The organism is Prevotella sp. MA2016, assembly GCF_000619825.1.
Lineage (GTDB): Bacteria > Bacteroidota > Bacteroidia > Bacteroidales > Bacteroidaceae > Prevotella.
This window is the reverse complement of the sequence record NZ_KK211036.1, coordinates 142266-156497: the sequence shown is the minus strand read 5'-3', so window position 1 is coordinate 156497 and position 14232 is coordinate 142266. Positions and strand designations below refer to the sequence as shown.

Sequence of the window (14232 nt, the reverse complement as noted above, 5' to 3'; positions counted from 1 at the left end):
TTTATTAGGATTTTGATGGATTTCAGCCATACAGTTTTATCACGACATTCATCATAATTATATAATTTATCGTTATTTTGCTTGCAAAGATAAGAATATTATTTGTAACTTTGCACCCGTAATCATGTAAATAAATGAAAAAGGTATTAATATCTATTATATTTCCCTTTGTTCTGCTGACGGCATCTACCTATTTTCTAAGGCAACCTGCACACCAAGGCATGCAACTGAAAGCAAACCTGCAGAAAGATATACTGGTGGCGAAAGACACGCTGCCGGATGACACACTGCCTGACGTAAGCGACGAATTTAATTACTATTTCGACCGCCATAACGTGATGGACGAGGGCTACGAGATGGTAGCGGCTTTTGCAAATGGCAAACGACTGGAGATTGCACCTGCCAAAAAACTATCCGTATGGAACATCGGCACATGGCGGCATCGCACACATGAAGGCACTACCCTTACCCTGGACTCACTTGGCGCTACGATCGTGGCTACTTTTGAAGACGACAGCATCAAAACAGGACTGCGCATCGACTCGACAGGTACTTATCAGGGCGACTTCAAGGAGACAATGGCTCATGGACATGGCGCCTATATCACAAACGACTGCTATTTCGAGGGACACTGGACTGATAACAAACGTGATGGATTTGGCATACAACTGCTGACACCTAGCGACAATAACCCACGCCTGCAGGTGGGCGAATGGAAGAACAACCGCTTCTGGGGCGAACGCATGAAATACACCTCGGAACGTATCTATGGCATCGACATCGCACGCTATCAGCATGGTAAAGGGCGGCATAAGAAAGCTATCAACTGGCAGCAACTCTGCATCAACTACTTAGGGCGAAAAACGCATAAGAACGTGCATGGCACTGCCAACTACCCGGTGTCGTTTATCTTCATCAAGAGTACAGAGAGCACCAGCATACGCAACCAGTATTATCTGTCGGATTATACACAGGCACGCAAGCATGGGATTCCTATCGGAGCCTACCACTTCTTCTCACTCAAGACTACAGGAGCTGCACAGGCGCATTTCTTCATCAAGAACACAAAGTTCCAGAAGGGCGATCTGCCACCTGTGCTGGATGTAGAACCCAGCGATGCACAGATAAAAGCTGCCGGAGGACCCGAAAAGATGTTCCAACAGATACGTGTGTGGCTCAGATTGGTGAAGAAACATTGTGGCGTATCGCCCATCTTGTATATCAATCAAGGGTTCATCAACAAGTATTTTGCAATGGCGCCAGACATCAAGCAGAATTACGATGTGTGGATAGCACGCTATGGCGAATATAAGCCAGATGTGCGCCTGGCATTCTGGCAACTCACATCTGACGGCCGTGTAAAAGGCATACACGGCGATGTGGACATCAACGTGTTTAATGGCTACAAGAGCCAGTTCAACAACTTCGTAGCCAACAAGAGCATCAAATAATCACAATATTCAACACTCATCATTCAACACTCAACACTCGATTATGAAAACAATCCTCATATTAGTTGGCAAGACCAACGACAAGCATTTCCAGGCAGGCATCAACGATTACGTGGATCGTATCAGCCACTACATGCCTTTCGAACTCATCACCATCCCAGAGCTCAAAAACACAAAGAGTCTCTCGGAGGAACAGCAGAAGACAGCCGAAGGCGAGCTGATACTGAAGCAGATACAGAACAGCGACACCGTAGTACTGCTGGATGAGCATGGAAAGGAGTATCGCAGTATAGAGTTTGCCAAATGGCTGGAGCAGAAACGAAATACAGCCCGCCGACTGGTATTCGTAGTTGGCGGACCGTACGGATTCTCTCCCGAGGTGTATGCCCGAGCTAACGAGCAACTATCACTCTCAAAGATGACATTCTCGCATCAGATGATAAGATTGGTGTTTACAGAGCAGATTTATCGCGCTTGCACCATCATCAAAGGCGAGCCTTATCATCATGAGTGATTACAAATCATTGTAGTTCTGGATGCTGAAGGTGGTGGTGCGCATATCGCCTGTATCAAAACCACGCTTCAGCCAGCGCTTACGCTGGTCGCTGGTGCCATGGGTAAACGATTCGGGGGTGGCACGCCCCTGAGCCTTCTTCTGCAACCAGTCGTCGCCAATAGCCTTAGCCAGTTCCAAGCCCTTCTCTAAGTCGCCATACTCCATAGAGTGATTCATGGCATCCTCATAATGGGCCCAGACACCTGCATAATAATCGGCCAGCAACTCTAATCGCACACTGATCTGATTGGCTGAGACCTTATCAGTCTGATTCATAGCTGAGTGGGCCTTGCCAAGCGTTCCTGTAAGATATTCTATATGATGACCTATCTCGTGCGCTATCACATAAGCATAGGCAAAGGTATTACCCTGAACACCCAACTGGCGCTTCATCTGGGTAAAGAACGAGAGATCGACATACAACTTCTGATCGCCCGAACAGTAGAACGGACCAACAGCTGCTGTGGCCGAACCACAGGCAGAATGCACCTGATTCGAGAAGAGCACCAAGGTAGGATACTGATACTCGCCCCAGCCATTCTCCTGGAAAATCTTGGACCACACCTCTTCTGTACTAGCCAGAATCTTCTTACAGTCGGAGGCTAACTCCTGCTCTTCAGCAGTAAAATTCTCCTCACCTACTGTCTCTGTAGGCGCCTGCATCGTTTGCTGCACCACATTCTGTACCACATCGCCCATGTCACCACCCTGCAGGAAAGTGAACAAAGCAATCAGAATAATACCGCCAATACCACCGATACCAGCCTTAGCACCACCGCTCATACCGCGACGATCCTCAACATGCGAGCTTTCTCTTCTTCCGTCTAATCTCATAGCCTTTAGGTTTTATAATCTTCAATGTTCAATCTACAATGTTCACCTCACCGTCATGTGAAAACACCCCTGCTTCACCTCGTATTTGATGTAACAGCGACCTTGTTCGCGCATATCGCGCAACACCTCGCAGAGCACATATTTCAGACTATCATTTCTGACAGCTCGTCGAGCAGGACCATCAGGGTCCTCAACTGTCTCATAACGATTATAGCAGATATCGAAGGTTGTACCATAGAGGTGACATGAGTTCTCGGTAGCATTGCCATTATGCCTGCGCAGTTTGGCCACATCAGCCTGCGAACGCAGCACACTGGTTACAATGGGGCGATGAAGAGGGATGCCCTTGACATACAAACTATCAAAGAAAGCCTGTCCGACGTCTTGCAACAGCACTGCTGCACGAGGCACCAGATAAGGGATACTGGAATAAAGCTTATCCACGTGGTAGTAAGGATTAGAACCCACATACACCAATTCGCTCTTACGCTTCTCAGCATCCTCACGATTCTGCACACGTTTCACGCCCCACTTCATAGCAGCCTGCAGCTGCACTGCCTGAGTATCAGGGAAGCAGGCCTTAAAACTAGGCACCGAATAGATGCGGTGGGGCTTATCCCCCCGGGCGATTCGCCCAGGACTAGCATAACTAGTATCCCTAGCCTCACTAGAAATACTAGCCTCACTAGAACTACCAGCCTCACTAGAGCTACTAGCCCCGCTATAACCAGCCACCCCTGGAAAGGCTGCGCGCACTGCTGCAAGCAGCACTACAACCACTGTAAAACCTAATAAATATCTTTTTTTTGTAAGTTTCATCTATTTTTTCTCATTTGCGTTGCAAAGATACAAATTATTTTTGTAACTTTGTGCCCAAATTTTAAAAAACTCAGCTTTTGATAGAGAAACATATCGTATTAGAAGACATTGACCCCGTGATATTCTATGGGGTTGGCAACGGGCACTTACAGATGATTCGCTCGCTTTATCCTAAACTGCGCATCATGGCTCGTGACAATGTTGTGCGCGTATTAGGCGACGAAGAGCAAATGGCAGCTTTCGAAGAAAGCGTAGAAAAGCTAAGATCACATGTGCTCAGATTCAATTCACTAGGCGACGAAGATATCCTGGATATTATAAAAGGTAAGCGCACGCGCGATGACGTACCAGACGGCGTAGTGGTTTATTCCATGTCGGGGCGCCCCATCAAAGCTCGCACACCTAACCAACAGCGACTTATTGAAGCCTACAACAACAATGACATGGTATTTGCCGTAGGCCCCGCTGGAACAGGTAAAACATATCTCTCTATCGCCCTAGCCGTCAAAGCACTCAAAGACAAAACTGCCAAGAAAATCATACTTTCACGCCCTGCGGTTGAAGCAGGAGAAAAACTAGGCTTCCTCCCTGGCGACATGAAAGAAAAGATTGATCCATATCTGCAACCACTCTACGATGCTCTGGAAGACATGCTACCACAAGTAAAACTGCAGGATATGATGGAAAAGCATATCATACAGATAGCACCTCTGGCTTTTATGCGCGGTCGTACACTCTCTGACGCCGTAGTTATTCTAGACGAAGCACAGAACACTACTCCTGCACAGATACGCATGTTCCTGACACGTATGGGCTGGAACACCAAAATGATCATCACTGGTGATATGACGCAGATAGACCTGCCACACTCACAAAAGAGTGGCTTGATAGAAGCACTACATATATTAAATAATGTAGAAGGAATAGGCATTGTAAATCTGGATCGAGGCGACATCGTGCGCCACAAGCTCGTAACACGCATCGTAAATGCCTACGAGGAGTTCGACAAAGAAATGAAAGGCGAAATAGTAAAATAGTCAATTATAAAAATGAAAGCATTAACAAAAACGGACTTTAAGTTCGAAGGACAAAAGAGCGTATATCACGGAAAAGTACGCGACGTTTACAACATCAACGATGATCTGATGGTAATGGTTGCCACTGATCGTATCTCAGCATTCGACGTTGTTCTGCCAAAAGGTATCCCCTTCAAAGGACAGGTGCTCAACCAGATTGCAGCTAAGTTTCTTGATGCCACTACCGACATCTGCCCCAACTGGAAACTTGCTACTCCCGACCCAATGGTAACAGTAGGACTGAAATGCGAAGGATTCCGCGTTGAGATGATTATCCGCTCCATCCTTACTGGTTCAGCTTGGCGTGAGTACAAAAATGGTTGCCGCGAACTGTGTGGCGTAAAACTGCCTGACGGCATGAAGGAAAACGAGCGTTTCCCAGAGCCTATCATCACACCAACAACAAAGGCCGACGAGGGACATGACATGAACATCTCAAAGGAGGAAATCATTGCCCAGGGTATTGTATCGGCCGAGGACTACGCTATCATGGAAGACTATACCCGCAAGATTTTTGCTCGCGGACAGGAAATTGCCGCTAAACGCGGACTTATCCTTGTTGACACAAAATACGAGTTTGGTAAGCGCGATGGTAAGGTTTACCTTATCGACGAGATCCACACTCCCGACTCAAGCCGATACTTCTATGCTGACGGCTATGAGGAGAAACTGGCTAAGGGCGAACCTCAGCGCCAGCTCTCAAAAGAGTTTGTACGCCAGTGGCTCATTGAGCACAACTTCATGAACGAACCCGGACAGACCATGCCCGAGATTACTGACGAGTACGCAGAGAGCGTTAGCGACCGCTATATCGAACTCTACGAGCATATCGTTGGCGAGAAGTTTGAGCGCGAGAGCAGTAATGAAGACATTGCACAGCGCATCGAGAAGAATGTAAGCACTTGGCTCAACGCCTTTAAAAGCCGCTAAACATATGTACGAGCAGGAGCAGATAAAACCATACGGCGACGGTGAGAAAGCACAGCAAGTGGAGCAGATGTTTGATAACATCGCCCCTACCTACGACAAGCTTAATCATCGCCTGTCGTGGGATATCGACAAGGGGTGGCGCCGAAAGGCCATCAAAGCGCTGGCGCCATACAAACCTCAGTCGCTGCTCGATATTGCTACCGGCACAGGCGATTTTGCCATCCTTGCCGCACAGATGCTACAGCCCACTCGCTTGGTTGGTGCCGACATCAGTGAAGGCATGATGGAAATAGGCCGACAGAAGGTGAAGGCTCTCGGACTAAACCATATCGTGACATTCGAGAAAGAAGACTGCCTGCACTTATCTTATGATAACAACACCTTCGACGCAGTGACTGCAGCTTTCGGTATCAGAAACTTTGCCGACCTTGATGCTGGCCTTCGCGAGATGTACCGCGTACTGAAGCCTGGTGGCCACCTGAGCATCGTAGAACTTACCACGCCGGTCAAGTTCCCCATGAAGCAGTTGTTCCGCATCTACTCTCATACGGTGCTACCTATCTACGGTCGCCTGATATCACGCGATACAAGCGCCTACTCTTATCTCACCAAGACCATCGAAGCCTTTCCACAAGGCGAACGCATGGTCTCTATCCTGAAGAAAGCCGGATTTGCTGAAGCGTCGTTCCGTAGACTTACCTTCGGCATTTGCACGATGTATTTCGCAACAAAATAATCAAAAGAAATGGACAAGTACGGACTTATCGGTTACCCATTGGGACATTCGTTCTCCATTAGCTACTTCAACCAGAAGTTTGCTGATGAAGGCATTAATGCCAGGTACGAGAATTTTGAAATTCCCACTATCGACGATCTGCCAGAGATTATCGATCGCAATCCCAACCTTAAAGGTCTCAACGTCACCATCCCTTATAAAGAGAAGGTGATTCCTTTCCTCGACAGCATCTCACCTGAGGCTAGAGCCATCGGCGCTGTCAATGTGATCCGTGTGGTCCATGAGAAGAACAAGACGCTGCTCAAAGGTTATAACAGCGACGTGATTGGTTTCACACAGAGCATCGAGAGCATGATCGACCCCAAATGGCACAAGAAAGCACTCATCCTTGGTACTGGTGGCGCATCGAAAGCCATCAATTTCGGACTGAAATCACTGGGCCTTGAACCTGTATTTGTGAGTCGCTACGAGCGCCCTAACACGATACAGTATAGCTCTATCACCCCAGAGGTTATCAAGGAGTACAATGTCATCGTGAACTGTACGCCACTTGGAATGTATCCAAAAACCGACGAGTGCCCTGACCTGCCTTATGAGGCCATGGACTCGCACACCATCCTCTACGACCTTATCTACAACCCCGACCAAACGCTGTTCATGCGCAAGGGTGCTAAGTATGGTGCAGAGGTTAAGAACGGACTTGAGATGCTTCTGCTGCAGGCTTTTGCTTCATGGGAGTTCTGGCACGAGAAATGATACAAAATTGATAATTGACAATTGATAATTGAGTAATATGGACAACCGTTATATGATGCGTGGTGTTTCGGCCGCTAAAGAGGATGTACACAACGCTATTAAAAACATTGACAAAGGAATATTCCCGCAGGCTTTCTGCAAGATTATACCCGACATCTTAGGGGGAGACCCAGAGTATTGCAACATCATGCATGCCGATGGCGCTGGCACTAAGTCGGCCCTCGCCTACATGTATTGGAAGGAGACTGGCGACCTGTCTGTATGGAAAGGTATTGCCCAGGATGCCATCGTAATGAATACCGACGATCTGCTCTGCGTTGGTGCTGTTGACAACATCCTTGTTTCAAGCACCATCGGCCGAAACAAAATGCTCATTCCTGGCGAGGTTATCTCAGCCGTCATCAATGGCACCGACGAACTGCTGGCCGAACTCCGCGAGATGGGTATAGGCATCTACCCCACCGGTGGAGAAACTGCTGATGTAGGCGACTTGGTTCGCACCATCATCGTAGATAGCACCGTAACTTGTCGTATGAAACGTTCTGACGTTATCGACAACGCTAACATCCGTCCAGGCGACGTTATCGTTGGATTGTCATCAACAGGTCAGGCAACATATGAGAAGCGCTACAATGGCGGTATGGGTTCTAACGGACTCACCTCAGCCCGCCACGATGTGTTTGCAAAATATCTGGCCGAAAACTATCCCGAGAGCTTTGATCACGCTGTACCCGACGAACTTGTTTACAGCGGAAAATATAAACTTACCGACAGCGTAGAGGGCTCACCCGTCAATGCTGGTCAGTTGGTTCTTTCGCCCACACGCACTTATGCGCCTGTCATTAAGAAGTTGCTTGACGAGTTGCGTCCAGAAATTCATGGTATGGTTCACTGTACAGGTGGTGCCCAGACCAAAGTGCTCCATTTCGTGAGCGACAACTGCCGCGTCATCAAGGACAACATGTTCCCCGTTCCTCCTCTCTTCCATGCCATTCACGAATGTTCAGGCACTAACTGGAAAGAGATGTACCAGGTGTTCAACATGGGTCATCGCATGGAGATCTATGTGCGCCCAGAGGTTGCCGAGAAGGTTATCGAGATTTCGAAATCATTTAACATCGATGCACAGATAGTAGGTCATATCGAAGAAGGAAAGAAGAGCCTCACCATCAAGAGTGAGTTTGGTACATTCGATTACGAGTAATTCAAAATCAGAATCCATCAATACAAAGCGGAGGCGCCCCAACACATGGTGGCGCCTCCGCTGTTTTGTCCAAAAAAGCAAAAAAAGCATGGAATAATTGCAAGTATCAGTTTTTTTTCGTAACTTTGCCGCCCAAAATAATATATATAATAAATATGGCAGATACAAGTAATAGCATTCTACAAAAACTGGACGGCCTGGAGGCCCGTTTCGAGGAGGTATCAACACTGATTACCGACCCAAGCGTGATAGCCGACCAGCAGCGTTTCGTGAAACTCACAAAAGAATACAAAGATCTGGGCGACATCATGGACGCTCGCAAACGCTATATTGCCTGCCTGAATGGCATTAAAGAGGCAAAAGATATCCTGGCCAACGAGAGTGACCCAGAGATGAAAGAGATGGCCCGCGAGGAACTGGCTATCAACGAGGAACTGCAACCTCAGTTGGAAGAGGAAATTAAGATTGCACTGATTCCAAAGGATCCTGAAGACGCAAAGAACGTGGAGATGGAGATCCGCGCTGGAACAGGTGGCGACGAGGCTGCCCTATTTGCCGGCGACTTGTTTAAGATGTACAAGAACTTCTGCGAGTCGAAAGGTTGGCAAGTAGCTATCACCTACGTATCAGAGGGCGCTGTAGGTGGCTTTAAGGAGATCGACTTCTCTGTTTCTGGTGCCGACGTATATGGCACACTGAAGTACGAGAGCGGTGTGCACCGCGTACAGCGCGTGCCAGTGACAGAGTCGAACGGACGCATGCAGACAAGTGCTGCTACTGTAGCCGTGCTGCCTGAGGCAGATAAGTTTGAGGTACACGTGAACGAAGGTGAAATCAAGTGGGATACATTCCGCTCGAGTGGTGCCGGTGGTCAGAACGTGAATAAGGTGGAATCAGGTGTACGTTTGCGCTATATGTGGAAGAACCCTAACACGGGCGAGACAGAGGAAATCCTGATTGAGTGTACCGAGACCCGCGACCAGCCTAAGAATAAGGAGCGCGCTCTGAGCCGACTCTACACATTCATCTACGACAAGGAGCATCAGAAGTATGTTGACGACATCGCCAACCGTCGTAAGAGTCTGGTTTCTACAGGTGACCGAAGTGCCAAGATTCGTACCTACAACTTCCCACAGGGACGTGTAACCGATCATCGCATCGGCTATACCACACACGACTTGCAGGGATTCCTCGGTGGCGATATACAGGCCATGATTGATGCGCTGACTGTAGCTGAGAATGCCGAGCGTATGAAAGAGAACGAACTTTAAATAATTGACAATTAATAATTGATAATTGACAATGACCAGAAAAGAACTGATTGAACAGATTCGCGAGAAGAAGAGCTTTCTGTGCGTGGGACTGGACACAGACCTGGACAAGATGCCCAAAGGTCTGAAGGAGATTGTAAAGAAAGAGTATGAAGAAGAGGAGATGACCTTCGGCATGCTGTTTGAGTTTAGCACCCGCATTATTGATGCTACTGCTCCCTACTGCGTGGCCTACAAACCCAACCTGGCCTTCTACGAGGCTTACGGCATTGAGGGTATGGCTGCTTTCGAGGGCATTATCGAGTATCTGCAGGAGAACTATCCCAACCACCTGATCATCGCTGACGCCAAGCGCGGTGATATCGGTAACACATCGAAAATGTATGCCAAGACTTTCTTTGAGCAGTACGATGTAGATGCGCTGACCGTTGCGCCTTACATGGGCGAAGACAGTGTGACACCATTCCTGGGTTATGACGGCAAATGGGTGGTACTGCTGGCTCTTACCAGCAATAAGGGTAGTAACGACTTCCAGTTGATGAAGGATGAGAACGGCGAGCGCCTGTTTGAGAAGGTGTTGAAGAAGAGTCAGGAATGGGGCAACGACGAGAACATGATGTACGTAGTTGGCGCCACTCAGGGACAGATGTTTGAAGACATCCGCAAGCTGGCTCCTAACCACTTCCTGCTGGTACCTGGCGTTGGTGCACAAGGCGGTAGTCTGGAGGAGGTTTGCAAGTATGGTATGACCAAGGACTGCGGACTGCTTGTTAACTCAAGCCGCGGCATCATCTACGCTTCAAACGAGAAGGACTTTGCCGAGGTGGCTGGCCAGAAAGCCAAAGAGCTGCAAGAGCAGATGGCATCATTACTCCCATGGACGTAAAAATCATCAATGACCCCGTTTTCGGGTTTATAAAAATACCACGCGGCATGCTCTACGGAATAGTAGAGCACCCGCTTTTCCAGAGGCTGAACCGCATCAATCAGTTGGGGTTGGCCTCTGTGGTGTATCCAGGGGCTAGGCACACCAGATTCCAGCATTCGCTGGGCGCTTTCCACCTGATGAGCGAAGCTATACAGAACCTGCAACAGAAAGGGCAGTTTATCTTCGACTCAGAAGCTGAAGCTGTACAGGCAGCCATCCTGATGCATGATATCGGCCATGGACCATTCTCACACGTGCTCGAGAATACGCTGATCAGTGGCATCAGTCACGAAGATATCTCACTGATGATGATGGAGGAGATCAACCGCTCGATGAACGGACAATTGAATCTGGCCATCAGCATCTTTAAAGGCGACTATCCCAAGAACTTCCTGCACCAGCTGATTTCAAGCCAGCTTGACATGGACCGCCTAGACTATCTGCGACGCGACTCATTCTATACGGGCGTGACAGAAGGTAATATAGGCAGCGCACGCATCATCAAAATGCTCAATGTGGTTGATGACTCGCTGGTAGTTGAGCAAAAGGGCATCTACTCGCTGGAGAACTATCTGACTACACGCCGACTGATGTATTGGCAGGTGTATCTGCACCGCACCTGCGTGGCCTACGAAAAGGTGCTGATAAACATGCTGAAGCGCGCCAAGGAACTGATTAGGCAGAAGCAACAGGTGTTTGCCTCGCCTGCCCTACTCTACTTCCTGGAGAACGACATCAATGCCGAATGGTTTGCTACCCATCCAGAAACGCTGCAATACTACAGCGAACTGGACGATAGCGATATCTGGAGCGCCATGAAAGCTTGGAAACACCATCCCGACAAGATACTGGCTACACTAGCTACCGACATGCTAGACCGCCATATCTTCAAGGTTGAAGTGCTGGAGGAGAAACCTTCAGACGAACGTTTGAAAGAGCTGCAGCAAAACATCGCCAAACAGTTGGATATCCCCATCGAGGATGCCCACTACATGATGAGCTTGAACACCATCCAAAAAGACATGTACAATGTGGATGATGACAAGATACAAATACTTTACAAAAATGGCGAAATAAAGGATATTTCTGAAGCATCTGAACTGCTAAATGTTCAGTTACTTTCAAAAAAAATACGAAAATATTATCTTTGTTATCAAAGATTTGAAGAAAAATAGTTATCTTTGCACGTTATTAAATAAAAAAATTGCAAAAATATGGAGTTTACAGCCAAACAGATTGCAGAATTGATTCAGGGAAGAGTGGAAGGCAATGAGAACGCAGCCGTCCGCACTTTCGCAAAAATTGAAGAGGGCACTGAAGGAGCTATTTCGTTCCTCTCGAACCCCAAATATACACATTACATTTACGACACCAAATCGAGTGTAGTTCTTATTAACGAAGACGTAGAGCTCGAGAAACCAGTAAGTTGCACGCTGATTCGCGTAAAAAATGCGTATGAGTGCGTGGCCAAGTTGCTGCAGTTCTACGAGTCAATGAAACCCGCCAAAACTGGTATCGATCCATTGGCATCTATCTCACCTAAAGCCAAGGTTGGTGAGAACGTTTATATCGGCGCTTTTGCCGTGATTGGCGATGGAGCTATCATCGGCGATGGCAGCCAGATTTATCCTCACACTGTGATTGGCGACGGCGTAAAAGTTGGCGAGAAATGCTTGTTCTATCCCCACGTAACCATCTATCAGGGATGCCAGATTGGAAATAACGTGACAATACATGCAGGAAGTGTGATTGGAGCAGATGGATTCGGATTTGCACCTAACACTGAGGGCTACGACAAGATTCCACAGATTGGCATCGTGGTAATCGAGGACAACGTAGAGATTGGTGCCAATACCTGTATCGACCGCTCTACCATGGGCCAGACTACCATTCATAAGGGTGTGAAGCTGGACAACCTGATTCAGGTGGCTCACAACTGCGAAATCGGCGAGAACACCGTGATGAGTGCTCAGGTTGGATTGGCAGGCTCAACAAAGATTGGAGCATGGTGTATGGTTGGTGGACAGGCTGGATTTGCCGGTCATATTCAGGTGGCCGACAAGACCTTCGTGGGTGCCCAGTGTGGTGTCATCAGCAATACCAAGGGTAATGGCGAGCAGCTCATTGGTTCGCCTGCAGTAAACCCAAAGATGTACTTCAAAGCCAGAGCTATCGACGCCAAGTTGCCTGATATGTATCGCCAGGTAGCAGCCCTTCAGCGTGAGCTCGATGAGTTGAAGGCCAAAATTGAAAAATAAAAATTCGAAATAAAGAGAATCAATGAAACAGAAAACTTTGAAAGGCAGTTTCTCTCTGTTTGGAAAAGGACTGCATACAGGTTTGAACCTGACCGTTACTTTCAACCCCGCACCTGAGAATACAGGTTACAAGATTCAGCGTATTGATCTGGAAGGCCAGCCTATTATCGACGCTATCGCCGAGAATGTTATCGACACTCAGCGTGGCACTGTACTAGGCAAAGGCGAGGCAAGAGTATCAACCGTAGAGCACGGTCTCTCTGCCCTCTATGCTTTAGGCATCGACAACTGTCTGATACAAGTAAATGGACCTGAGTTTCCTATTCTCGATGGTTCTGCCATCCTCTATGTGAACAAGATTCAGGAGATTGGTATTGAGGAGCAGAATGCCCCAAAAGACTATTACGTCATCCGCAAGAAAATAGAAATCAAAGACGAGCAGACGGGCTCATGCATTACCATCCTGCCCGACGACGCATTTACGATTACAGCCATGTGTTCGTTTGAGAGTAAGTTTATCAACTCTCAGTTTGCAACACTCGATGATCCAACCAAATATCCAACAGAGATAGCTAGCGCACGTACCTTCGTTTTCGTGCGCGATATCGAGCCTCTGCTACAGGCCAACCTGATCAAGGGTGGCGACCTGGACAACGCTATCGTTATCTATGAGCGCCAGACCACTCAGGAGCGCCTCGACATGCTGGCCGACATGCTTCATGTAGAGCATCGCGATGCCACAGACTTGGGCTATATCCAGCACAAACCACTGCAGTGGGAGAACGAGTGCACACGCCACAAGCTGCTGGACATCATCGGCGATATGGCACTTATCGGCAAGCCCATCAAGGGTCGCATCATTGCCACACGCCCTGGTCATACCATCAACAACAAGTTTGCCCGCATGATGCGCAAGGAGATTCGCAAGCACGAAATCCAGGCACCTATCTACGATCCAAACGAGGAGCCAGTGATGGATGTGAACCGCATTCGCGAGTTGCTGCCCCACCGCTACCCCATGCAGCTGGTTGATAAGGTAATCGAACTTGGCGCTACCACCATCGTTGGTGTAAAGAATATCACAGCCAACGAGCCTTTCTTCCAGGGCCACTTCCCACAGGAGCCAGTAATGCCTGGTGTACTGCAAATTGAGGCTATGGCACAGTGCGGCGGACTGCTGGTACTGAACACACTCGAAGAACCCGAGCGCTGGAGCACCTATTTTATGAAGATAGACGACGTGAAGTTCCGTCAGAAGGTAGTCCCTGGCGACACCCTCCTCTTTAAGGTAGAACTGCTGGCCCCTGTTCGTCATGGCATATCATCGATGAAGGGTTATGTATTCGTAGGCGATCATGTGGTGTCTGAAGCTACATTCACTGCTCAAATCGTAAAAAATAAGTAAGAGTTGAA

14 protein-coding genes are annotated in these 14232 nt (G+C 48.2%); 12 read left to right on the top strand and 2 right to left on the bottom strand.

Going from position 1 to position 14232, the window contains the following annotated elements; all coding sequences use genetic code 11:
- Positions 1–221 precede the first annotated feature (221 nt).
- The gene (locus T360_RS0111355) at positions 222–1451 is read left to right on the top strand and encodes a GH25 family lysozyme (protein ID WP_231488158.1); all 1230 of its coding nucleotides are present in this window, start codon (positions 222–224) and stop codon (positions 1449–1451) included.
- 43 nt (positions 1452–1494) lie between these two features.
- Positions 1495–1965 carry a 23S rRNA (pseudouridine(1915)-N(3))-methyltransferase RlmH gene (rlmH, locus tag T360_RS0111350; protein WP_028912892.1) on the top strand — a complete coding sequence of 157 codons (471 nt, stop codon included), beginning with the start codon at positions 1495–1497 and terminating at the stop codon, positions 1963–1965.
- Here rlmH and T360_RS0111345 read toward each other — a convergent pair whose 3' ends face one another.
- Both T360_RS0111345 and T360_RS0111340 read right to left on the bottom strand, forming a co-directional pair.
- Positions 1966–2841, bottom strand: coding sequence for a neutral zinc metallopeptidase (locus tag T360_RS0111345; protein WP_028912891.1), 876 nt, complete (start codon positions 2839–2841; stop codon positions 1966–1968). It abuts the gene before it with no gap.
- 42 nt (positions 2842–2883) lie between these two features.
- Positions 2884–3660 (bottom strand): DUF5715 family protein, encoded by a 777-nt coding sequence (locus T360_RS0111340; RefSeq protein ID WP_028912890.1) that lies wholly within the window; start codon positions 3658–3660, stop codon positions 2884–2886.
- Positions 3661–3737: 77 nt separating this feature from the next.
- Here T360_RS0111340 and T360_RS0111335 point away from each other — a divergent pair, with 77 nt between their 5' ends.
- The 10 genes from T360_RS0111335 to T360_RS0111290 all read left to right on the top strand — a co-directional run bounded on the left by T360_RS0111335 (position 3738) and on the right by T360_RS0111290 (position 14224).
- Positions 3738–4697 (top strand): PhoH family protein, encoded by a 960-nt coding sequence (locus T360_RS0111335; RefSeq protein WP_028912889.1) that lies wholly within the window; start codon positions 3738–3740, stop codon positions 4695–4697.
- 12 nt (positions 4698–4709) lie between these two features.
- On the top strand, positions 4710–5666 hold the full coding sequence (locus T360_RS0111330) for a phosphoribosylaminoimidazolesuccinocarboxamide synthase (RefSeq protein WP_028912888.1): 957 nt from the start codon (positions 4710–4712) through the stop codon (positions 5664–5666).
- A gap of 4 nt (positions 5667–5670) precedes the next feature.
- Entirely contained in the window at positions 5671–6402 is a 732-nt protein-coding gene (gene ubiE / locus T360_RS0111325; RefSeq protein ID WP_028912887.1) for a bifunctional demethylmenaquinone methyltransferase/2-methoxy-6-polyprenyl-1,4-benzoquinol methylase UbiE, read from the top strand.
- Positions 6403–6411: 9 nt separating this feature from the next.
- On the top strand, positions 6412–7158 hold the full coding sequence (locus T360_RS0111320) for a shikimate dehydrogenase (protein WP_028912886.1): 747 nt from the start codon (positions 6412–6414) through the stop codon (positions 7156–7158).
- 37 nt (positions 7159–7195) lie between these two features.
- Positions 7196–8362, top strand: a complete 1167-nt coding sequence (locus T360_RS0111315) for an AIR synthase-related protein (RefSeq protein ID WP_028912885.1) — start codon at positions 7196–7198, stop codon at positions 8360–8362.
- Between the two features lie 155 nt (positions 8363–8517).
- The gene (gene prfA / locus T360_RS0111310) at positions 8518–9633 is read left to right on the top strand and encodes a peptide chain release factor 1 (protein ID WP_028912884.1); all 1116 of its coding nucleotides are present in this window, start codon (positions 8518–8520) and stop codon (positions 9631–9633) included.
- Between the two features lie 31 nt (positions 9634–9664).
- Positions 9665–10519 carry an orotidine-5'-phosphate decarboxylase gene (gene pyrF / locus T360_RS0111305; protein WP_028912883.1) on the top strand — a complete coding sequence of 285 codons (855 nt, stop codon included), beginning with the start codon at positions 9665–9667 and terminating at the stop codon, positions 10517–10519.
- Positions 10510–11736 carry an HD domain-containing protein gene (locus tag T360_RS0111300; RefSeq protein WP_036929514.1) on the top strand — a complete coding sequence of 409 codons (1227 nt, stop codon included), beginning with the start codon at positions 10510–10512 and terminating at the stop codon, positions 11734–11736. The genes pyrF and T360_RS0111300 overlap by 10 nt, the downstream gene beginning before the upstream one ends.
- A gap of 39 nt (positions 11737–11775) precedes the next feature.
- Entirely contained in the window at positions 11776–12819 is a 1044-nt protein-coding gene (gene lpxD / locus T360_RS0111295) for a UDP-3-O-(3-hydroxymyristoyl)glucosamine N-acyltransferase (RefSeq protein WP_028912881.1), read from the top strand.
- Positions 12820–12841: 22 nt separating this feature from the next.
- Positions 12842–14224, top strand: coding sequence for a bifunctional UDP-3-O-[3-hydroxymyristoyl] N-acetylglucosamine deacetylase/3-hydroxyacyl-ACP dehydratase (locus T360_RS0111290; protein WP_028912880.1), 1383 nt, complete (start codon positions 12842–12844; stop codon positions 14222–14224).
- Positions 14225–14232 lie beyond the last annotated feature (8 nt).